Here is a 22,241-nt window from a genome sequence, read left to right as displayed (position 1 = left end):
CGTTTGATTCTATTATTTTATATGTGTTCAGTTATTTTCTGGGCGTCTCACAAAAAATGCTAATAGTAGACCGATTACGGCCACAATCACTATAGCCCCAAATGCAAATTGAGTGCCTACTGCAACTAGTGTTTCAGGGGTTGCAGTAGAATGCTCTACTGTATAGCTGTGTTGTCTTGTTGTCATAAGTGTAATTGCTAATGCGGTACCTGCTGCACCTGCAATCTGCTGAAGTGTGTTTATGACAGCGGAACCGTGTGAATACAATTTTTTGGGTAAATCATTAAGTGCGTTTGTTTGCGCTGGAATAATAGTTGTTGATACACCTACGTAGAAAATCATACATGAAACTATTACTAACCAAAGTGGTGTTGTGGCGCTAATGACAAAGAATAATATACTTGTTGAAATAACTAAGCATAAGAACCCAAAACGCAAGTAAAATTTTGGACCAACACGATCAAAAGTTTTACCAACAATTGGAGCAAAGACGGCGTTCAATATGTTTCCAAGTAACATCGCTAACCCAGCATTCGTCGCTGAAAGTAATAAAGATCCTTTTAAATACAAAGGCATAAGAATCGCAATTGCTAAAAGTAATGAGAATACAATAAATATTAAAACTGACCCAATAGTGAAATTGCGATATTTGAAAACTTGTAAATCAATCATCGGATGCTTACTTGTAAGTTGACGCCATATGAAAAGTAAAAGAGCTACAATACCTACAACTATAATGATTGTTGCCAGTGTAGAATCTTCTGAAATAGTACTTAATCCATAGATAATACTACCAAATGCAATTGTTGAAAGAACGATAGATAAAAAATCGATTTTCGGTTTTGTTAGTGTTGTGACATTGTACACTTTTGGCATAAAGGTAAAGAAAATAACGATATATAGGGCAATGCTTATCCAGAAAATATAATGCCAGCTAGATATATCGACGATAATGCCAGCGATTGTTGGCCCAGTTGCTGGAGCAAGTAATGACCATTCCCATAATCCCCATTGTTGCACTGCGCTTTGCGAATGGTACAACCATGAAAATAACGTTAATCATAAGTGGTAAAATTAATCCTGTACCAACTGCTTGAATTACACGTGATAGTAATAAAATTGAAAATGTTGGTGCTAATGCCCCAATAATTGAACCAACAATGGAGAATGAAATTGCTATAATAATAATCCAACGTGTTGAGATCCATTGAATAATAAGGGCAGAAATGGGTACTAAAATCCCCAATACTAATAAATAACCTGTTGTTAACCATTGTGCACTCGGCGCACTGATGCCGAAGTCTCTCATCACATCAGTCATAGCCATATTCATGGCTGTTTCTCCAAAAAGGCCAACAAATGCTGCAATCATTAATAATGCAATCATTGGTTTTGGGTTTCGTTGCTGTTCTGTATTCATAATTACTCCTTTTAAGGCGGTCTATATAATTTTATTATAAATCGTATTAACGATCCTAATATTAGACCAGTCTATATATTTTAAGTTCAAAAAATAAGTCCTAAGCTCTTATAAAAAGAAACTTGGAACTGTTTTTTGAAGCATTTTAATAGGTTCATTCGATTTCTCTGTAATGGATAATACTAAAACACCTATGATAGCTGCGTTAAGTGATACTGCAAGTATCTTTGCTTTATCTGTAGCCATACCTGATTCAACAAACTTATTATAATAGTGCTGTTGCACCTTGCTGTAATTTTCTTGACAAACTACCCGAATTTCTTCGTTCTCAAAAGCTGACTCCATTGAAATCAATGCAAATGGTGGCATATTTAACATATCGGGGGTGTCTAGGTTTTTAAAGTTTTCACTCAAATGATTCAAATAATTTTGCACCGCGATTGTTGGATTTGGATCAGAATTTAAGTGTATTTGAATGTTAGCAAGTAAACGTTGAGATGACGACTCAACAACTTCCTTAACGAGTTGATTTTTCCCATCAGGAAAATAGTGATAAAGAGAACCTTTTGGTGTCCCTGATTCTTTCAAAATTTGATTTAAACCTGTAGCCTGATAACCTTGCAAATGAAAAAGTCTTGTAGCTACTTCAAGCAAATGATCACGTGTCGAACTTTTTTTCATTGTTCTCCTCCCTTTTTCTATAATGACCGGTCTATTTTTAAATAATAGTAAAAAATTTTTTTAATGTCAATGGTTTGATTTGTAATAACTGTATTAAATCGAGTATTTAGCATTCCATTGTGGGTGTGACGACGTTGCGGCTTCTTTATGTATAGAAAACATTAATATGTACACATTAGTATTGAGTGTATTCGCACGCACTTAGGTTGTGGCGCTAGTTGACCGTCACGACCTCCCCATTTGTGGGTCAATCCATCCACTGCCCCTATAAACGTAAAAATTTATTTATATTACATATCGAGGTGCTTTAAATGACTAAATTCGGAAAATGTTTATACATCGCTTTTTTTGTAACACTGTTTTTATTGACATCGGTTTGGGATTATTTCGAAAATAATAATTTGCCTTTACTAGAGAATTTTTTCTTTTCCTTTTGGGTAGCAAGTTTTTTATTCATTGCATTGCTACTTAGAAGTAAGAAAGAGGAAATGGAAAAAAGCGAAAAACCAGAGGCAGAATAGATTATTCTATTCTGCTTTTTTTCTTTGCCTTTATAACTGGAATAAAGAGCTATAGTACTGTCACTCTTTTTTCATTTCTTAAGGCCATGAACTAACCAACCTTAGTTATTAAATCATATAAATAGTAGTGTTAAGATAAAGCAGTTCCTTATGGACGCAATAATTATTATACGCTTCTCCTTCTTCAATTCACTTTATATTAAAAGGAGGAATCCACAGTTATACATCTAAATTTATTGTCATTCCTACTGTCATTATGCTGGCTAATAGTTTTCTTTATCACAATTAACTCTACTCAATTCACACTATTTTTTGAATCTTACTTTCACGTAGATCCCCTAATATTTTTATTAGTAGCAACAATAATTACTTTTTTTCTTGCCAATTATGGATTGAAGAATGTAAAAAATTTAACTGCTATCGTTAGAGGACTTCTCACAATTATTATAACTTTAATTCTATTGGTTATAATTTGTATAACATTGTTCATAAGGATTTTTTTAAATTGAAAAACCAGATGGCGAGTGTTTAATTAGTATTGGTCACTTTCTTTTTAGGAAGTGGCCTTTTTAATTTTAGGCTAATTTCTTAATGATTGTTGTTAATCGAACGAGGGGCCTATATTTAAAAGAGTATGTTATATTTTGGATTGCAAGAAAGGTCGAATGAAATAGTATAATTAAGCGTTATTTAACTTATTTCGTAAGAGGTGCTTAGTATGTTTAAAAAGAAAATATTGATTGGACATTCAGTAGATACTGCCCAGGCAATTATTGAACACAGAGAAAAAGGGAACGTTCCGCCAGAAGAGACCGTCCAGGCAATGATCGAACACTTAGAGACAAGTAACATTCCATTTGAAGATACTGTCCAGACAATTCTCGAATACTTAGAGAAAAGTAATGTCCCATTGGAAGTAGATATCGAAACCTTTTTAAAGCCGTCGTCTGAAGTATACGAGCTTTTTTATACGGTCAAGGTTCAAAAAAAATATGCAAAACAAGCGGAAGCCTTTGTTACACAGTATGTGCCGCAAGAAGATCTGATACATCGGTATAAAGTGGCGAAAAAGAAAAGTAGAAAATTACTTAGGAAAGAAAGAGCCCCTTATTTGCTTGCAGCCTTTATATATTTTAATGCAGTAGCGGCTTTCCAAACTAGTAAAGACTTAGGAGCGTACAACGTTTCGTCTATTGTTGGCGCCTTTTTATTGATGTGCGGCGTGTTTATGACGACAAAATATTACAAAGCGATGAAAAAAGAATCGGGTGATTTAAGAGAGAATAATAAGACGTTGATGATGATCGGTATTGGTATGATAGTTCAGCCGTTAATTCTTTTATATCTGCACTTCGACGTTTTAATCACATCTTTTAGATAGAGACCTTGTTCTAGTGTCTTAAATAAAGTTTTTTGGTCTGCATTCTTTATTTCCATAGCCACTTCATAAACATATCTCTACAATATCAAACGCTTCCTTGAACCCGCATTATATTCGACATTTATCAAATTCGTATAAGCAACAATCTATACGAAAACAGCCTAATTTTAAGAAAAAGCTCGAATTTCATTTCTTACATTTCCACGGTTGTAATGTTTTTAAATACAAGTACATACACTTGTTTTGGGATAGCAATCTGTTGCATGTATCGCCCCAAGTTGTTAATGCACTCTGCTATCCTTCATAGCTAAATAAACTGACATTAGAACAAAATAATTTATAGTGTAAACAATACGTAAAGCTATAACGACCGCGTTATGGCTTTTTTGTTATTTGCCACGATCTGAAGCTTATGATAGCATTCATTTTTTACTGCTTTTCTTTATTTTCATTTTGTTCTTTCTTTTGCTCTTTTTCTTCAGGTACTTCTAATTCTTTCTTTAGCTTTTCTTTTGCCAATGTACTTTCCTCCAATAACTATTAAATTGTCCGCTTTAGGGCGATTTATACTTTTATCGTTGGCTAAATTTCAAAATGGTTTACCCCTTAAATTCCAATTTAATTTTACGTCTTAATAGAACTAAAGATTGGTTATTTCCAACGCAATTACATCTGTGCGCTTTAATCTACGAAGATGGTTATTGGTCGGCTTATCATTACCCCTTCATTAAGGTTCGTAGCAATTTTGAAAAAGAACAAGCTAGATAAATTAAACACAAAAAGACCAGGTACTCACTTTTTAGGAGCGCCTGATCTTATCCTACTATACTGCTGAATGAACAGACGATTTTGAATGCCCCCAAAAGACATCCATTCTCTATGGGTCAGCATATAGGTACAGCTGCATCCCTACGTCTGAGCCGTTCTGAACTTATTTGGATATTGTCTCTTCACCCACACATTATCCCGCTTCTAGTAACTGATCAAGCAACTTTAAGATCAGTTCAAGTTCAGATCCATCAGAACTAGTTTCCTGAATATAAAACAAAATCATTAGATCCGCACGATTTGCATGATATTTTTAAAAATGTGATAAAAAAGACAGACCTTCCACCCACCCGCTTCACGTTACATCACTTATGGCATTTTTTAATTACGTTAAATAATTTTCAAATTTAATATTCGTGTTTTATTTCATCTAAAAAGTATCCAGCCGATGGACAAATCGCACTTTTATAGCAATAACACGAATGTTTTTGGAATTTTAATATGAAAAAATTCGCTTTTATACTCTTTTTTGATATTTACAAAAAGTAGTCTCTAACTACATAACACCATAACCACTTGTTTCAAACACTGTTTCTCACGGATACTTGCTTTTTCAAAGTATCTTGGCAGCCTTTAAACAATACAATAATGCATACGTATATACATACAGATACATCAATAAGCAATTAAGTTAACTGCTACTTTCCATCAATTACATCAAAAATGAAAGCAAAAAATGTTGATAAGATTATTTTGAATGAAGTATTTGATGAAGAAACTAAATAAAATCTAGAAGAACTATTTAATAGCTCTTTTACTATAGGTTGTTGCTCCCTGATTTTAGATAAGTAGAATTTTAAATTGTCGGATAAAGCAGGTGTTTTCTTACAATGTGAAGAAGTGCTTATAAGGGAATATATTAATTCAACGATTATGGCGAAGAAATAGTATATAAGAGGTGAAGGTAAGGTGAAGTTAAAAACAATTTTGTTTTTATTTATTTGTACTATGTGGTTAGTGGCTTGTAACAGTAATGAAGAAAAATCAAAAACGATAGAAATTCAAGAATTAATTAATTTCGAAGAAGAAAAACCCGACACATTACAGTTAATATCCGATGCAAAGGATATTAAAATTATAGAGAAAACGTTTAAAAAGGCTAGAGAGTTTGGTGAAGTAGATAACAATGTAGTCCCGCAATATAAGATCAAACTAAACGATGATGAATACTATTTATGGATAGACAATACATTTACAGGGACAATAGCAAACGTAAATAGTAGAAATATGTTTTATAATATCTACACTACCGAAGAATTTAAAGAGGCCATTAATTATCAAGAACAAAAATAAATTACTTCTAAAAAACTTGATCAAGGCTATTTGGATATCTATATAGCAACAATCCATACGAAATAGCATTTCTCAAAGATTGTTGCTATTTTTGCAGTGCCTTTTCGAATCATTTTAGCGATAGATATCCGTTAACAAAGAGCGAGCATAAATATGATTGAACTTTTACGACCTTTTATGGTTGGCACCTTTCCTGCGGGGAGAAAAAAAGTGCTATTTATATTGGCTCCACGCTGTATGAAAGCAGCTTTTCAATAAGGCTACTGAATGTTTCTTACTTACTAAAACATTACAATAACTACATTCCCTTGATTATATGTGATGTCGAAATAATCTAGTATTGGAAAGTCCCCGATTTTCATGGTAGACCATTGATTTTAGTAGTTTACTTATGTGTAGTTATACATTTTGAACAGTTACTTTCCTTGTAAATGCGCTAACAGTTATACTTACTAAAATATTAACACTCAGTGCAAGGAAACCAATGTTGATATCTTGTATATAGGATGGCCAGCTTGGAAACAGCTTACTTAAATGAGCACCTGTAGCTGCTTGCCAACCCACAATCGTAACACCTACGATAATCCCAGCAAAGACACCTTGTAAAGTTAATGGATTTTTCTTCAAAAGGCTACATACAACCCCTGGTACAAATTGAGTAACTAGTCCATACCCCATTAAGAATAATAACGTAATTGCTCCGCCACCACTAAAAGTGAAGTATAGTGCTACAAGTGCAATTACTGGAACGGAATAACGAGCAATGATACCAATTTGTTGATCGGTAGTTTGAGGTCGAATAGGTTTTACGACATTTTTCGCAAGCAATGTAGCTGCAGACATCAAAATCAATGAACCTGGTACAATGGCAGTTAATAACCCTGCTGCTCCAACAAATAAGATAAATAATAAAAATAATGCATAGATAGGAAGCATAATCGCATTATTTCTTAAGGCATTTCCACTTTTCGCTGAAAAAGTAGCAACAAATGTATGCGGCCACATATAAAACCCTAACGATGTTAACATGATCGTTGAAATATACCATGAGGCACTAAAACCTGAGTCTGGAAGTGTTAAAAACCCTGGTTTAACAGCTTCGATTGCTTCCCACATTGGTTGAATCCCACCATAATAATGTATAGGTAAGTAGATACCTAGGAATATCACAACACCAAGAATAAGAAAATCTTTTATTACAGCTGTCCAAGCCGAGCCATGAATTCCTGAAACCATAACATATGCAATCATTGCAATTGTGCCAATCCAAATTGTTATTTTCGGATCAATCGCTCCATAGGAAGCTTCGGAAACAATAATGCCAAGCCCTTTTAATTGAATGATTAAATAAGGAATTAATGCTACTAACCCTACAATGGCTACGAGTGTGCCGAGAATTCTACTGTTATATGCCTGTTCAAAAAAGTCAGATTGAGATAATAAATTATGTTTCTTTCCATAAGCCCATATTTTAGGTGTTAACCAGTAAGCAATTACATAGTTCAGCATCGCGATATTGTAAAATGCTACGCCACCTTTTCCATACATCCAACCACTTACTCCTAAAAATGCATTTGTAGTATAAATTTCTCCAGCCATTAATAAGAAAATGAAGATAGATCCAAATCCACGGCCTCCAACACTCCATTGTTCAAGGCTCATATCTTTACCTCTACTTGCCGCAATACCTAAAAATAAAGCAATCACTAAGAAGATGGCAATGATTCCAACTGAAATGATCATATTATTCCACCTCCTCTTTTGCATCAGGATTTATACGATGAACTAAAATCATTAAACCAGTTCCTAAAAAGATCCATAAAACCATCCAAAATAATAAAAATGGGAGACCCAAAATATATGGCTCGGTACTTTTAATAAAGGGAATTCCTAAAGGCATCCCAAAATATGCAATGAACGTGAGCAAATAACAGAGCTTTTTTCGTGTCATTATTCCTATCTCCTTTTTTATTCATTTATTAATTGTTGGAATCCATTATCAATAAATAGACTCTTTATATCTCTTTTATCAGGAGTAAATTCAAATTGGTTTTTGTAATTTAGAAAATCGATTGTATATTGTACTGTTGCCGCCACACCTAGTTTTAAAGCATCTTCATCTAAGTCAAAGAAACCATTATGGTTTCAGCCCCTATCCCTTCTTCAAGGTTTTCTATTCCAATGAATGCAAACACACCTGGGAAGTACTTTTCATAAAACGCAAATGATTCTGATGCCATCCAAGCGGGAATTGAATGTAATGTATCTGTACCAATTGCCTTTTTCACTGCATCGATCGCAATCTGTGCACATTCTTTTTGATTGTAGACGATTAAGTCCGATTCTTTAGGCTCTATAATAAATTCATAGGTGCAATTATGCAGGTCACATACTTTTTCTAGAATTCTCTTAAATTCTTTTGCTGCATGGGCACCTTGATCAACATCTAAATACCTGACTGTTCCTGAAAACTGTAAACTTTCTGGAATAATATTTGCTGCGGAACCTGAAATAATCGTTCCAATTGAATAGGTAATGGTTTTAAAGGGATCTAAAGTATTTAACCGCATCGCTTTTAAATTGTTATAAAAATCGGTAAAGCAATCTAAAGGAGCAACTGATAAATCTGGTCTTGAACCATGTCCGCTTTTTCCTTTTATTAAGACATTGAAAACAAAAGAAGCGGCCATTCTTGGGCCCTGGTCAATAGATATTTTCCCAGTCGGAAGATCAGATTTTAAGTGGATTCCCCAAATTCCGTCTCCTCCGATTTCGTGTAATCGTTTACAGAGATTATAAATTCCTCCGCCCATTTCTTCCCCTTGTTCAAAAGCGAGAAGTACTCTTCCTTTAATTTTATCTTTGTTTTGAGTCAAGATTTTTGCTGCACCTAAAAGCATTGCTGTATGACCATCATGGCCACAAGTATGAGCAGCTTGATCAGTCTCAGAAAATACTACTTTTTTCTTTTTTAAGTTATTTTCCTCTTCTTTCATCGGCAATGCATCTAGATCTGCTCTAAGAATTAACGTTTTTCCTGGTTGATTCCCTTCGATATAACCAATAATCCCTCCATCAGAAACGATTTCGTAATCAACGCCCAATTTAATTAATTCGTCTGTCACCACTTTCATTGTCCGTACTTCATGTAATCCAATTTCAGGGTGTCTATGGAGATCTCTTCTTATCTCGATTACATAACCCTCTATTTCTTTTGCAGCTTTACATGCATCAAGCTCCAATTCGATCATTTTCATTATCTATACACCTCTTCCAAATGATTTTTAGTTTCGACATCTTGAAATTCTATTGCGATTCTTTCGAGTGCTTCTTGTATAAGGGATCTTGGCGAAGGGATACAAATTCTTTGGAAGTCTTCACCTTCTATTCCAAAGAAGTGGCCATCTTCAAGGATGACATTGGCTTTGTTATAAATACGATCATGAACTTCTTGAGCTGAAAGATCATACCCACTAAAATCCATCCACATTACATATGTACCTTCAGGGATCCTCACTTTGACTGTAGGCATTTTTTTAGCTAAGAAATTTTTCACATACACTATTGTTTCGTCAATATAATCTATTAGTTGCTCTAACCATTCTTCTCCTTCGTTGTAAACAGCTATAAGCGCTGCAATTGTAAACGGTGATGGTAACTGCGTCCCCATTGTGTCGCTAAATTTTTTTCTAATTTCGGGGTTTGAAATAATTACATTTGTACAGTGCAGACCAGCAACATTAAATGTTTTGTTAATGGCTGTACATGTGATGATATGGTTCGTACCCTTAGCAACTTTTGCGATTGGTAAAAATTTTTTGCTTTTTCTAATGAGATCCCCATGAATTTCATCAGCTATAATAATCACATTATTTTCCGCACAAATAGTTGAAAGCCTGTTTAGTTCCTCATATGTTAAAATCCTTCCAGTAGGGTTGTGAGGACTACAGAGAATGAACATTGTAGTATTTTCTTCTTTTGCTTTTGCTTCAAAATCCTCAAAATCAATTGTGTAATAACCTTCAGCGTCACATTTCAACGCATTATTTCGAACGACTCTTCCATTTTCTTCGATCGTAGTAGTAAATGGCGGATAAACAGGTCGTTGTATGATAATTCCATCACCAGGCTTAGTTAATGCTTTTACAGCTATATTCAAAGCATGGACAGTTCCAGGGCTATATACAATCTCTTCTCTTTTGATAGTCCAATCATGTCTCTTAATAAACCAATGCTGAATGGATTCATAGTACGCCTCTGGAAAAGTAGAATATCCAAAAATACGATGATCCACCGTTTTATGAAGAGCATCGATCAAGGGTTGCGGTACAGGCAAATCCATATCAGCTGTAAATAGTGGAATGGTCTCATAGTCATACCTTTCTGTATAACCCATTGTTTTAATGAAATCTTCGCCATCCCACTTTAAAGAATACGTATTTCGACGATTAACCACTTCATCAAAATTATATTTCAACTCTTCCCCTCCTCTTGATTGTGTTCAAATTTTCTATTTAATCTCAGTTTTAAAATCGTTTAGATTAAATTTTTCTCAGTTTAACACCTTAACTGTAAAATGGTCAATGATAGATTTCAGAATTTTTTAAAAAATATATAGATTCGAAACAGATGGTAAAATAAAATTATATTTGCCTCTAATTCTGGAGAGGAGGATACATTGTGGATAAAGAAGAGATTTTTTATGAACTAATGGAAACGATTTATGAGACGTCTAGGGTAATTAATTCATATGAAAGTATTCCGAGGAAATATGGAATAGATGATGAATTGTATATGATTGAGGTTCATACACTCAACGTAATTGGGGATCAAGTAAAAACTACTACTTCCGAAATTGCGGAAATTAAAAATTGTACTAAAAGTGCCGTTTCTCAAATGGTTGATAAATTAATTAAAAAGGATTTAGTCGTTAAATATAGAAACCCGGACAATTATCGAGAATTGAATATTGAATTAACACCAAAAGGCAAATTAGTTTATGACTATCATAAGAAGCTAGATCTAGAGGAGTATCGAAATTATCTGAAGAACCTCGAGCAGTTTACAGCTGAAGATTTCGAAAAGTATATTACACTCTTAAATGTTATCAATCGTAGGACACAAAGCGTGCTTAATGACAAAAAATCAACGGTGTAATGATTTCCCTTCCACCTTATATTGGATATCACAAAAAAGAGTGTTTCAAAGTTGAACTTTGAAGACACTCTTTTTTGTGATACATGGAACAGTTCTATAGCCTCTTGGTCGATAAGCAAAGAAAAAACAAGAAGCCTTTTACTCGAAGGCTTCTTGTTTTTATCATATGGACGCAACATTTATTTAAGCTATAAAACAAGCAATAGCTGCATAGATAGTAGCGCCACCAGTTCAAGTTGTGCAACTCGGTAGCACTACTCTTGATTAGGTTCCATATAGTATGGATTTACATGGATAAGGACTTCCCCGACATCGGGGTATTTTTTTAATATCGCATTTTTTATGTCACGAGCAATATCATGACCTTGTTTAATTGTTAAATCATGATTAAGGGATAGACGAATATCGAGAAGCTTATAGTGACCGTGTTCTCTTGCACGAATTTTGTCTATTCGTTGCACTTGATTAAATTCATGAATAGTAGCTTCATAATCGTCTAAAAGTTCCTGATCTACACTTTTTTCCATTAAAACGTCAACAGAAGGTTTAACTAATTCCATTGCGATTCTAAAAATAAAATAAGCTACTAAAGCACTGGCAATAGCATCAGCGTATAACAAAAATGTCCATCCAATGGCATTTCCTATTATCGCTAAGAGGACACCAATAGATGCAGCAAGTGAAGCAACAATATCACCTTTATGATCTAACGCAATCGCTATAATCGCCTTACTATTCCACTTTTTCCCCTGTTTTATAGAGTATCTATATAGTATTTCTTTCGCTATGTAAGAAATAATAGCTGCAATCAATGCACTGTATTGTGGTACGCTAGGTTTATCAAAAAATGCTAAAATCGCTTCTACTAAAATATATAGTGAAACTAATATTAAAATAATTCCAACGATTGCTTCACTAATAACCTCCGCCTTACCATGCCCAAAGGGATGATCCTTATCAGGTGGTTTATTAGAAATACCAACCACCGCTAGCACAGCAATCGAAGCAACTACATCTGCTCCAGAGTGAATACCATCTGCAAAAACGGCCTCACTTCCCCCAAAAAGACCAAAGAAGATTTTACCTACCATAAGAATTACGTTGGATATAAGTGCAATCCATGCAACCTTTTTGCTAATTTGTTCTCTCTCACTAACCATTTATATCTCCTCCGAGTAAGAGTTTTATCCATAAAAAATGTGGGAAGAATTATTCTCAAATACTCTTTACTCTTCTTCCTCCAATTAATACTCAACTATGATATCAGACGAATATCGAGTGGGTCTACAGCAATCTTTTTCACCATTACTAAATAAAATTCGAGCGTAAAAATAAGTTGCCTTAGACCAAGATTAATCTTCACGAAAATAGACATTTTACCCTAGCTAGATGAACCTTTAAAGTCGTTCACCTTTTGCATCGGCTCCTATTCTTCTATCATAGTAACTATAGCTTTCGAACCGCTTTTATTTTCTGTTCCACTTTTCGAAATACCCAAGAAATCATCGTTAGTACAAAATAGAGTATGACAAAATTAAGAATTACACTATTTTCACTTTTGCTAGCTATATAAACGTATAGCCCGGATGCTTAGTTGAAGATTTGAGAAAACAGTCTTTCCCAAAGGTCATTGCGGCTAAAACTAAAAGGCAGATTTACTCTACAAAACGGGTAGAATAAATCTGCTTTTTTGTTTTAAACTTTGGTGAGTGGAGACATTCCTAAATTTACTATTTTTCTATTAGTTCTTCTTGCCATAAACGTTCTATATTTACTTCATTGTTTGTGTAATATAATAAAAACACATCAGGGTTACTAAGGCTGTTCCAGCAATCAAAATCAAAGCTGTTATCATAATGCATTAGCAGAAGAGACATTAAATTTCCATGAGTAACGATTATTGTGTTTTCAGCTTCACTTTTAAAAATTTCATCTACAACTGTTACTATTCGGCTCATAGCTTCTTTACTTGACTCTCCACCTTGAAATTTCAGCTCCAAATCATTGAATGTTGCTTTAAGTTTTTCAAACCAATCAGGTAAATCCGTAGTACTTAGTGTACGTTCTGATAAACGTTCATCAATCTCTATGTCTATGTTTGTTTCCTCACGAATCGGTGCTACTGACTGAATTGCACGTAAAAAAGGACTTGAAATAATTCGATCAATTTCTCTATTTGAGAAAAATTCAGATAAATAGTTTGCTTGTATCAATCCTTTTTCCGTAAGTTGTGACTCTGGTGGTTGCCCCTGTGCTTCACAATGTCTTACAATATATATCCTTTTTTTCATTACAAAGCCTTCCATTTATGTATAACTACTTTACTTCTATGATTAATTTAAAGCAGTGATGACAAATGAATTTGAATCAACGCATGCCAAGTTTAATGCTTTCCTTTAAATGGGGGTGGCTTAATAGTTCTTCAGGTATTAACCATAACACCGCTTCGAGATCATCGCTTCCCCCATTCATATTCACAACTTTTTCACCTGTAGCTGATCCATACGGCGCTTTATAATGTAATAGCTATTCTACTTCTAAAACAAAGGCATAGAAAGCGTCGCCATTAGATACATTCGCCTGCTTTTCATCCATCCACCAAACGCCATAAGAATAATAATATACGCCACGTTGTGTAGGTGCAGTAAAACGATTGTCTTTGACCACGACATCAGTTTCCTTGTTACCACTTATTTGTGCAACATGAAATTCATTCGGTTTTATTTTATAGTCCATTACAAGCGTTATAGTTTCACCTGATTGAACTTTTATGGGCTTTTGGCCTTCTAAAAGTTCAATTGGTCCAGCAGTATCAACACATCCATTTTGCCAACAATAAGTACCGAGTGTAGTTTCAAATTTTTTATTTTCAATCTCTATAAAGGATTTAGGAGGCTTTTCTCCCGACAATCCATTTGAACATCCCATTATAAAAGTAAGTCCTAAAAGAGCTACTACATATAAAAAATATGTCTTCATGCACATCCCTCCTTACCATTCGACGAGCTCGTTTAAACTACGTTACAAAACATTTTCCGTATTATGTAATAAAGGTAAAATTTCTTTCTACAACACTTGCTACATTCTTTGTGGGTGTTCTTTCTAATTGTGAACATAGAAACGGCTGAGTTCTTGTATAACAAGAGTCTCAGCCGTTTGTTTATCCAGGATGGATGATCGTATTTTTAATACTTAGTTTGACAATTCACCCGCTTCAAGTCCTAGTTTAGATTGAATCATGATAGGTACCTAATTAATAGTACCTGTTGGGTGTAATGTAGTTCCTCCAATTGAAACTTTTATTTCTTTAGATAATGGAACATTGTATTCATCAATAATTGTTCTCCACCAATCCCATGCGAGACCTGTACATTCTCTCGCATAAATTCTTATATTTTTCGAATTAGGTGGAAGTGGTATTACAGTAGAGAAATGAGCTGTTTTGTCTTTCCAGTTTCCATTCCAAGTTTTATGAGATAGCACTTCTTTACCATTTTCATCATATGAAAATTCATCCCATGCAACTTCAAATTGAGCGACATATGCTCCATAATGATCAAGGATGATGCTGCCTTTAGAGTATTCTGTAGATGTCGTCTCGACATAATCTGTATTATTATGGACAGCAGCAATTGAATTGTCCTTTAAGAAAACACTTGTATAGGATATTGGGTATGCTGGATTTTTAAGACTAAATTCTGCATTATCTTTAATTATTTTTCTAATATCATTAAAGTCTTTTGAGACAACTTGATTATGCTGTTGTGAATCTCCACCTAATACTACAGCAGTAAAAGAACTTTCTTCAAAAATATCTTTATACTGTCCACTTGTTTCTACATTCGTATTCACATTATTTAGTAAGGCTTTAAATGCAGCTTGTACATCTTTGCTCTTAGAGCTTGTTTCTAATTTTACATAAATTGTTCTGCCATAAGCTACATTTGACACCATAACGGGAGGAGCGTCATTACTTACCCCTTTACGTGTTAACTCTTCAAAAGACACACTGTCATCAAAAAGGTCTGATGGATTGTTAGGTAGTTCTGCACTTACTGTATAAAATATTTGTTTATATGCCGCAACCATCACTTTTTTCTCTCCATTAGCGATGGCATTAAAGTCAATTCCTAGTGAATTATCAAGAACTTTGGCGTTCACATTTAGCGTACTTGCTATTTGTGATTTGCTATAAACCATAGACTCTGAATATTGTAGTCTAGCGGGTAAAGTATGGGTTGTTGAATATTTTTCACTCCAAGTAGATACTAGCTCATCTACTGCACCAGAAACATTACCATATGTAGGATTATCCACGGTCGTAGTATTTTCTCTTTTCATGCCAGGTAAATCTATGCTAATATTTAGCGGTTTTCTTTTCGCCACTAATAAACTAGGTTGATTGTCTACAAAAGCTTGATTTGCAAGTTGTAATGCACCTGGATAAGTACGATTCGCCATAGAATCGATAATTGAAATATCCACTGGTGAGGTTGTAAGTGATTTTTTATTTCGTTCCACCACTATAAATTTATCATTTGAGTTAATACCTTCTCTTGGAACGAAACTATCAATCTTCTCTCCTTTTGCTGCTAAAACCTCGTTGTTATTGTAGTTCAAGTTTGCTATACCCGTGTCAATGTCATTCGAATTGCTTTTTTCACTAGGTTGAGTATCAAGTGTTTCAGCAAAGGTAATAACCGGATAACTTATCATGCATAATATAACAGATAAGCTGACTAGAAATTTTATTACGTTAAAATGATTTCGATTTCCCAAAATTACCACTCCTTTCTTAGGGATATTATACCACAAAACCATTTTGTTAAAATATAGTAAATTGGTCTTATGTTAGCATTTTTATTAATTTTCAATAGAAAAAGCCCTCTACAAATCATCATTTTGTAAAGGGCTTCAAACCGTAAGACATTTCGTTCCATTAATTATTTAGTACTATTCCACTTTAACTTGCCCCATCATACCATTTTCTTCATGCTCAAGAATATGACAGTGGAACATGTAAATGCCTTTGTTATTAAATTTCACAGCTAATCTTACTGTTTCTCCAGCATCTATTGCGACAGTATCTTTCCAACCATATTCGTTTGTCGGAGGTTCTTTCCCATCAATGGAAAGAATTTTAAATTGAGTACCATGTATATGGAATGGATGTGTCATGCCACCCATCATATCTGGTTTATTATAAATTTCCCATATCTCAGTCTCTCCTTGTTTTTGCGTAAAGTCGATTCGATTCATATCAAATTGTTTATTATTAATAGTGACCATCTTCCCCATTCCGAAAAGTTCCAGCTTTTTAGAAACAGGCAATTTTCTTTCCTCATCGGTTACTACATAATTATTTAAGTTTTTTGGAGAATTACTAGAGGTTGCTGATTTTTTATCGACGATATTAAATGACAGTAATTTAGTATCTTCTTCATTCATTAAAGCTATATCCGTTGACTCATTGTATGTTGAAAAATCAACAATAATTTCTGCACGTTCGCCTGGCGTTAATGATAGTTCATTCATCGAAATTGGTTTATTTACAAAACCACCATCAGTAGCTATTTGTTGAAATGAATCTCCAGTACTTAATTTAAATGTATAGTTACGAGCATTTGAACCGTTTAATAAACGTAAACGGACCTTTTCTTTGCCAACTGTTAGCTTAGGATTAACTGTGCCATTTATTAACAAAGTATCACCTATAGTACCATCCTCATTCATTGCAGCTTTAAAGTTTAATTGTTTATTATCGTCAAATTTTCTATCTTGGAATACTAAAGGGAAATCATTCACACCATACTCACTTGGTAAGCCTAGCTTTTTAGAATGTTCATCTTCCACGTATATTAATCCTGCTAACCCTTTATATACTTGTTCTGCAGTCGCTCCTACAGGATGAGGATGAAACCATAATGTGGATGCTCCTTGTTTTACTGTAAACTTCACATTTTTCGTATCTCCAGGTTGTAATAGATGATGTGGACCTCCGTCTGCTTCTCCTGGTATATCTACACCATGCCAATGAAATGTCGTTGGCTCTGATAGTTGATTGTTTGTTTTAAACGTTACTTTTTGGCCTTCATTCACTTTAATGACAGGACCTAAATACGAGCCATTATAGCCATATGTTTCGGTGTTAATGCCTTTGAAAATTTCACTTGTTCCTTCTTGTGCAGTAATGGTAAAAATGCCATCTTTAGCTTCTAGTAAAGGTGGAAGAGCTAGTTCATTTTCTCCAGTCGAATGATTTAATGCTAATGGATTCGTGTGGCTTTCGTGTCCATTCATTGCTTCCATATCTTTTCCCGACATATTGGAATGATCCATCCCCTCCATATTCGACATTTCTTCTTTTGTCATCTTAGAATGGTCCATCGTTTCATCTGATTTTGAACTACTAGCACTACATCCTCCAATGATCACACTACTCACTAATAGAGAAGTAATCAAAAATTTAGGTTTCATGATGTTTCCTCCTTGCATTTCAATACAAACTAACTGTAGCAAATAAATATGAAGAAATTATGGAGTTACAAGATCATACTTAAAAAACATCATGATAGCCCTTCGGACAATAAAAAAAGATATCCATGTCAAAATTGACTAATGGACATCTAAATAACATTATTTTATAGATACATTGCGCTTCTTTACCCCCATTTATATCCGATTCCCCAAACGGTATTAATAAAATTATCACTTGGAAAACCAGCATTCACTAATTTTTCTCTTAAATTTCGAATATGAGAGTCTATTGTTCGTGTATCGATATCAGCATCATATTCCCATGCAGAACGTAATAATTCTTCTCTAGTATACGTTTTAGATGGTCGAGAAATTAAAGTTTTTATAATATTAAATTCTTTTAATGTCAGCTGAACAGTTAAATCTTGATAGTGTAAGGAGTATGTTTCTTTATCCAATGTGAAATCTTTGTAACGAATAATTTTATTCTCATCACGATAAGTTCGACGTAGTATCGCATTTACTCTTGCAACCAACTCTCGTTCGTCAAAAGGCTTCGAAATATAATCATCCGCTCCTGTATTTAGACCCTTTGCTAAATCTACTTTATCGGATCGTGCCGTTAGCATAATAATTGGAACATTTGAGAATTCGCGGATTGCTTCACAAACTTCCCATCCATTCATTTCGGGCATCATAACATCTAAGATGATAAGAGCTATGTCTTCTTTCTTTACGAGCTCAATTGCGTTTATGCCACTTGTTTCCTTTATGCAATCAAAACCATATGGCAATAGAAATAACTCTACTAAATCCAACATTCTTAGTTCATCATCAACTAATAAAATTGTTTTCATGTATATTCCTATCCCCTTCTATATTGTGATTGTAAATGTACTGCCTTTGCCTAAATTGCTTTTCACTTTAATTGTACCGCCATGGGCCTCGACTAGTTCTTTAACTACAGCAAGTCCTATTCCTGAACCCCCAAAAGTTCGCGAACGTGATTTTTCCACTCTGTATAATTTTTCGAAAATCAATTCCAGTTCGTCTGAAGGAATACCGATCCCTTCATCAATTACGTTTATTACTGTTCTTTCTTCTTGTTTCATTGCTTCTATTATTACTCTCGTGTTTTTATCTGAATACTTCATAGCATTATCTAATAAATTTAGCATGATTTGCTCCAGTCGTATGGAATCTGCGTATATGTCAAAATCCTCTTCGCAAACAAGAATTAACTTTATGTTATTCATGTCAAAAGAAGGAGCAACTCGTTTACATATATGATCTAAAAATAGATGTGCAGAAAAATATTCCTTTGACACACTAAACGTGTTTTGATCCATTTTTGCTAATTCTAATAAGTTTTTTACAAGTTCCTTCATTCGATTTGACTCTTCTGTAATAATTTCAAGATAGTGATTTCGATCATTTTCGTTCAAATTTTCTCGCATCGCTACTTTTGAATACCCAATTAAATATGTTAAGGGTGTGCTTAATTCGTGCGCTATTGATGCTAGAAATTCATTTCTTTCTTTTTGTAACCTTTCTAAATCATCGGCTAACTTCTGAATCGATTTTGCTAACTCACCAAGTTCGTCTTTTCCTATATCAGCTAGACTTACATTAAAGTCACCATGACTTAATTTTTCAGTAGCTGCTTTCATACGGATTAATGGTCTCGTTAGAACTTTCGATAATAATGCGTATATAGCAAGAAGAACAACAATGCTAGTAATACCAGATATGAAAAAGTGTTTATTCAAATTATGAACCATTTCTTTGATAGCACTTGTACTTTGAAACATGACCACATAACCAGATTGGTTGTTATTTATGTTATAAGGGTGCGCGCTGACTATATATGGGGAGTTTCGCCAGTCTGCTACTAGTATTTGATCCTTTTTTTTACTTAGATTTTTTACTAAAGGCATGTATTCTTCTATTATTGTGTTATTTAAAGTGGAACGACCAATAATACGCCCATTTTTATCTGTGATCATGACTTCTCGATCTTTATTCTTTTCCATTAACACGATATGCTTTATAGTCATATCTGAATAATTCTCGAGTAATACATCTCTATGATTTTCTCCATTTGCTAATAAACTGACTAGTTCTTCTTCAACTTTCGACTTAATAATATTTCGATGTAGGTAAAACATAAGAAATAATTCCATAATTAGCACGACAACAAAAAAACTAGCTGCTAATTTAGTAGAGATTTTATTCACCTTATTGCATGCTCCTCCTTATCTCGCGTTATATATCGTCTAAAATCCTGTAAAGCCTCCTAAAAACGGTGTTAAAAATGCGATCACTTTAGTCATCATATCAAAATATAACATGATTCCCATAATAACCATTAACACACCACCTATTTTCATAAAGAGAGCACTTCGTTTTTGAAACATTTTCATTTTCCCAATAAATAGAGACATAATTAAAAATGGAATAGAGAAACCAAGTACATAAAATAGCATATATAACATTCCTCTACTAGGATCGGATATGCCTAATGCAATCACTCCGGCAAGAATTGGACCAGTACACGGAGTCCATCCAGCAGAAAAGCCCACACCGATAAGAATAGAACCAAAATATCCTTTAGGTCTTTTCGAAAACTGTATTCTCTTATCTGAAAGTAAAAAATCGAACTTCAAAACACCTAAAATGATCAAACCAAATATTACGATAATAATAGCGCCAATTTGTCTCAGCAAATCTTTATGCATAATAAAAAGAGTGCCTATAAAAGATGTAGAGAGTCCTAATGCCAAAAAAATTATAGAGAAACCAAATAAAAATAAAAGTGTATGTATCAAAGCTTTCCGATGAAATACGCCTTTGTCATCCTTTAGGTCATTAAAGGACATCCCCGTAACATACGACAGAAATGCTGGGTAAAGTGGTAATGAACAAGGGGAAATAAACGATAATAACCCTGCTGCAAAGGAAAGAAACAAATTCAATTCTCCTGCCAAAGCCATTCACCAATCCTTCCTTATTTAATTAAACACATCAATTATTTAGTATAAATAAAAAATATGAAAAATTTATGGAGAATGTCCAATTGTCTTTATGAAAATACAATGGGGATGAAAGTTGCTTTTTCCCCCTTTGTGAACTAGCTCGTAAAGAAAGTCTTCGTATATAAGTATAAAAATCTAGCTATTAAACGAGGCGATAAACTAAAAAGGACAACAGTGCCATAAAGCACTAGATTGGATTATATGTGGAAAAGCAATGAATCACTTAACGTTTTTATGTTGGATGGAACCGCTAAATTAACCCTTTAAACCCTCTATAACCATTTATTTAAAATATTTTTAGTAAAATTGCCCATGATTATTGCAGAAGTTTTACACATTTAAAAATAAGGTTTCAATTTTGCTGTTTAACGGTAATCGGTAATATGATTGAAAAATAACTCATGGCTGTTTCATGCTATTCTTACTTTATTAAAAACTGAAAGCTTTTTGAAAGGAGTAAGTTTACATGAAGAAAAAATGGTTACTTCCCATTTTTGCATCGTTTATGTTTTTCACAGGCATGGGTGTTCATGATGCGAAAGCAGCAACAGTAGAAGATTTAACGAATACAGCAAAATCATATATAGGTGTACCTTATCAATATGGAGGAACGGATATTAAGACAGGTGTAGATTGCTCAGCATATACACAAATCGTTTATTCTAAGTTAGGTATTTCACTACAACGTACATCGAGTTCTCAATATCAGCAAGGTACTTCGATTGCGAAAGCTCAGTTAAAGTCTGGAGATCTTGTATTCTTTAATACTTCGGGAAGCGGCGTTTCCCATGTTGGCATATACATAGGTGACAGCAATTTTATTTCAGCTACTACAAGTTCTGGAGTAAAAATCGACAAACTTAATGATCCTTATTACTGGGGATCTCGTTACGTAGGGGCAAAACGCGTAGCAAACTTCTCTGAAGGAGAAGTAAAAGATGCAGAAATCGACTTTAGCGTTTATGCATCACGTGGAGAGGTAGCTCTTAAACTAGCTAAGCAGTTAAAGTTAGATACTAGTAACACTAATTCAAGTTTTCCAGATATAACACCATCGTCTAAATATGCGGGTGCTGCAGAAGCACTTAGAAAAATCGGCGTTTTTACGGGTGATCAAAACGGAAAATTCAATCCAGGTTCTCCGATGACACGTGGTCAATTATCAAAAGTTTTAGTGGAAGCATTCCGTTTAAAACAACAAGGAACAGCAGTACAATTCGTTGATGTTCCAAGTTCGCATTGGGCTTACAGTTATGTATCTATTCTTGCTTCTAATAAAATTACGGTTGGTAAAGGTGACAATACTTTCGGAGTAAATGACAATGTCACACTAGTACAATTAGACGCCTTTATCCAACGAGCAGCTCAATAACTTTATGAAAAGGTGTTTCATCCATGGATGAGATGCCTTTTTTCGTTCTTTTACTTTGAGGCAATACCATTTCATA

At 34.1% G+C, this 22,241-nt stretch carries 18 protein-coding genes and 1 pseudogene; 5 read left to right on the top strand and 14 right to left on the bottom strand.

Annotation, left to right across the window (positions count from 1 at the left end; all coding sequences use genetic code 11):
* Positions 1-27 precede the first annotated feature (27 nt).
* Positions 28-1,321 (bottom strand): annotated as a pseudogene (locus tag B1B04_RS16905) (DHA2 family efflux MFS transporter permease subunit).
* 207 nt (positions 1,322-1,528) lie between these two features.
* On the bottom strand, positions 1,529-2,101 hold the full coding sequence (locus B1B04_RS16900) for a TetR/AcrR family transcriptional regulator (protein ID WP_079562582.1): 573 nt from the start codon (positions 2,099-2,101) through the stop codon (positions 1,529-1,531).
* 311 nt (positions 2,102-2,412) lie between these two features.
* On the opposite strand from B1B04_RS16900, the gene B1B04_RS16895 reads away from it, so the two are divergent.
* From B1B04_RS16895 to B1B04_RS16885, 3 genes are all read left to right on the top strand, one after another.
* A complete protein-coding gene (locus tag B1B04_RS16895) occupies positions 2,413-2,622 on the top strand; it encodes an RNA polymerase subunit sigma (RefSeq protein WP_079562581.1) in 210 nt (69 codons plus the stop codon).
* A 718-nt stretch (positions 2,623-3,340) separates the two neighbouring features.
* Positions 3,341-4,003 (top strand): hypothetical protein, encoded by a 663-nt coding sequence (locus tag B1B04_RS16890; protein WP_079562580.1) that lies wholly within the window; start codon positions 3,341-3,343, stop codon positions 4,001-4,003.
* Positions 4,004-5,740: 1,737 nt separating this feature from the next.
* Positions 5,741-6,124: a hypothetical protein gene (locus B1B04_RS16885; RefSeq protein ID WP_079562579.1), complete on the top strand. Its 384-nt coding sequence runs from the start codon at positions 5,741-5,743 to the stop codon at positions 6,122-6,124.
* 399 nt (positions 6,125-6,523) lie between these two features.
* On the opposite strand, the gene B1B04_RS16880 is transcribed toward B1B04_RS16885, so the two are convergent.
* From B1B04_RS16880 to B1B04_RS16865, 4 genes are all read right to left on the bottom strand, one after another.
* Complete coding sequence (locus B1B04_RS16880; RefSeq protein ID WP_170939007.1) at positions 6,524-7,861, bottom strand: sodium:solute symporter family protein; 1,338 nt, start codon at positions 7,859-7,861, stop codon at positions 6,524-6,526.
* A 7-nt stretch (positions 7,862-7,868) separates the two neighbouring features.
* Positions 7,869-8,075, bottom strand: a complete 207-nt coding sequence (locus B1B04_RS16875; RefSeq protein WP_079562577.1) for a DUF3311 domain-containing protein — start codon at positions 8,073-8,075, stop codon at positions 7,869-7,871.
* Positions 8,076-8,244: 169 nt separating this feature from the next.
* The gene (locus tag B1B04_RS16870) at positions 8,245-9,381 is read right to left on the bottom strand and encodes a M20 metallopeptidase family protein (RefSeq protein WP_079562576.1); all 1,137 of its coding nucleotides are present in this window, start codon (positions 9,379-9,381) and stop codon (positions 8,245-8,247) included.
* Positions 9,381-10,601, bottom strand: coding sequence for a MalY/PatB family protein (locus tag B1B04_RS16865; RefSeq protein ID WP_079562575.1), 1,221 nt, complete (start codon positions 10,599-10,601; stop codon positions 9,381-9,383). The genes B1B04_RS16870 and B1B04_RS16865 overlap by 1 nt, the downstream gene beginning before the upstream one ends.
* A gap of 203 nt (positions 10,602-10,804) precedes the next feature.
* On the opposite strand from B1B04_RS16865, the gene B1B04_RS16860 reads away from it, so the two are divergent.
* Positions 10,805-11,281: a MarR family winged helix-turn-helix transcriptional regulator gene (locus B1B04_RS16860; protein ID WP_079562574.1), complete on the top strand. Its 477-nt coding sequence runs from the start codon at positions 10,805-10,807 to the stop codon at positions 11,279-11,281.
* 254 nt (positions 11,282-11,535) lie between these two features.
* Here the strand turns inward: B1B04_RS16860 and B1B04_RS16855 are convergent, their stop codons facing one another.
* The 8 genes from B1B04_RS16855 to B1B04_RS16820 form a co-directional block, all read right to left on the bottom strand.
* A complete protein-coding gene (locus B1B04_RS16855; RefSeq protein ID WP_079562573.1) occupies positions 11,536-12,441 on the bottom strand; it encodes a cation diffusion facilitator family transporter in 906 nt (301 codons plus the stop codon).
* A gap of 570 nt (positions 12,442-13,011) precedes the next feature.
* Positions 13,012-13,572, bottom strand: a complete 561-nt coding sequence (locus B1B04_RS16850) for a histidine phosphatase family protein (RefSeq protein WP_079562637.1) — start codon at positions 13,570-13,572, stop codon at positions 13,012-13,014.
* A 235-nt stretch (positions 13,573-13,807) separates the two neighbouring features.
* Complete coding sequence (locus tag B1B04_RS16845) at positions 13,808-14,260, bottom strand: hypothetical protein (RefSeq protein ID WP_079562572.1); 453 nt, start codon at positions 14,258-14,260, stop codon at positions 13,808-13,810.
* A 270-nt stretch (positions 14,261-14,530) separates the two neighbouring features.
* Positions 14,531-15,997: a thiol-activated cytolysin family protein gene (locus B1B04_RS16840; protein ID WP_240518324.1), complete on the bottom strand. Its 1,467-nt coding sequence runs from the start codon at positions 15,995-15,997 to the stop codon at positions 14,531-14,533.
* A 237-nt stretch (positions 15,998-16,234) separates the two neighbouring features.
* A complete protein-coding gene (locus B1B04_RS16835) occupies positions 16,235-17,758 on the bottom strand; it encodes a multicopper oxidase family protein (protein ID WP_079562570.1) in 1,524 nt (507 codons plus the stop codon).
* Between the two features lie 185 nt (positions 17,759-17,943).
* Positions 17,944-18,615, bottom strand: a complete 672-nt coding sequence (locus B1B04_RS16830; RefSeq protein ID WP_079562569.1) for a response regulator transcription factor — start codon at positions 18,613-18,615, stop codon at positions 17,944-17,946.
* An 18-nt stretch (positions 18,616-18,633) separates the two neighbouring features.
* Positions 18,634-19,995, bottom strand: coding sequence for a sensor histidine kinase (locus B1B04_RS16825; RefSeq protein WP_079562568.1), 1,362 nt, complete (start codon positions 19,993-19,995; stop codon positions 18,634-18,636).
* A gap of 39 nt (positions 19,996-20,034) precedes the next feature.
* A complete protein-coding gene (locus B1B04_RS16820; protein WP_079562567.1) occupies positions 20,035-20,751 on the bottom strand; it encodes a cytochrome c biogenesis CcdA family protein in 717 nt (238 codons plus the stop codon).
* Positions 20,752-21,259: 508 nt separating this feature from the next.
* On the opposite strand from B1B04_RS16820, the gene B1B04_RS16815 reads away from it, so the two are divergent.
* Positions 21,260-22,165, top strand: coding sequence for a C40 family peptidase (locus B1B04_RS16815; RefSeq protein ID WP_079562566.1), 906 nt, complete (start codon positions 21,260-21,262; stop codon positions 22,163-22,165).
* Positions 22,166-22,241 lie beyond the last annotated feature (76 nt).

It is taken from the genome of Lysinibacillus sp. KCTC 33748, assembly GCF_002237755.1.
GTDB lineage: Bacteria > Bacillota > Bacilli > Bacillales_A > Planococcaceae > Lysinibacillus.
Note: the sequence above shows the minus strand (reverse complement) of the source record. Positions and strands in the feature narration are given on the sequence as shown.

Coding starts and splice junctions, on each gene's coding strand:
- B1B04_RS16815 (WP_079562566.1), top strand. CDS start 21,260: ATGAAGAAAAAATGGTTACTTCCCATTTTTGCATCGTTTATGTTTTTC.
- B1B04_RS16890 (WP_079562580.1), top strand. CDS start 3,341: ATGTTTAAAAAGAAAATATTGATTGGACATTCAGTAGATACTGCCCAG.
- B1B04_RS16820 (WP_079562567.1), bottom strand. CDS start 20,751: ATGGCTTTGGCAGGAGAATTGAATTTGTTTCTTTCCTTTGCAGCAGGG.
- B1B04_RS16900 (WP_079562582.1), bottom strand. CDS start 2,101: ATGAAAAAAAGTTCGACACGTGATCATTTGCTTGAAGTAGCTACAAGA.
- B1B04_RS16840 (WP_240518324.1), bottom strand. CDS start 15,997: ATGATAAGTTATCCGGTTATTACCTTTGCTGAAACACTTGATACTCAA.
- B1B04_RS16855 (WP_079562573.1), bottom strand. CDS start 12,441: ATGGTTAGTGAGAGAGAACAAATTAGCAAAAAGGTTGCATGGATTGCA.
- B1B04_RS16845 (WP_079562572.1), bottom strand. CDS start 14,260: ATGAAGACATATTTTTTATATGTAGTAGCTCTTTTAGGACTTACTTTT.
- B1B04_RS16835 (WP_079562570.1), bottom strand. CDS start 17,758: ATGAAACCTAAATTTTTGATTACTTCTCTATTAGTGAGTAGTGTGATC.
- B1B04_RS16895 (WP_079562581.1), top strand. CDS start 2,413: ATGACTAAATTCGGAAAATGTTTATACATCGCTTTTTTTGTAACACTG.
- B1B04_RS16870 (WP_079562576.1), bottom strand. CDS start 9,381: ATGAAAATGATCGAATTGGAGCTTGATGCATGTAAAGCTGCAAAAGAA.
- B1B04_RS16830 (WP_079562569.1), bottom strand. CDS start 18,615: ATGAAAACAATTTTATTAGTTGATGATGAACTAAGAATGTTGGATTTA.
- B1B04_RS16850 (WP_079562637.1), bottom strand. CDS start 13,572: ATGAAAAAAAGGATATATATTGTAAGACATTGTGAAGCACAGGGGCAA.
- B1B04_RS16875 (WP_079562577.1), bottom strand. CDS start 8,075: ATGACACGAAAAAAGCTCTGTTATTTGCTCACGTTCATTGCATATTTT.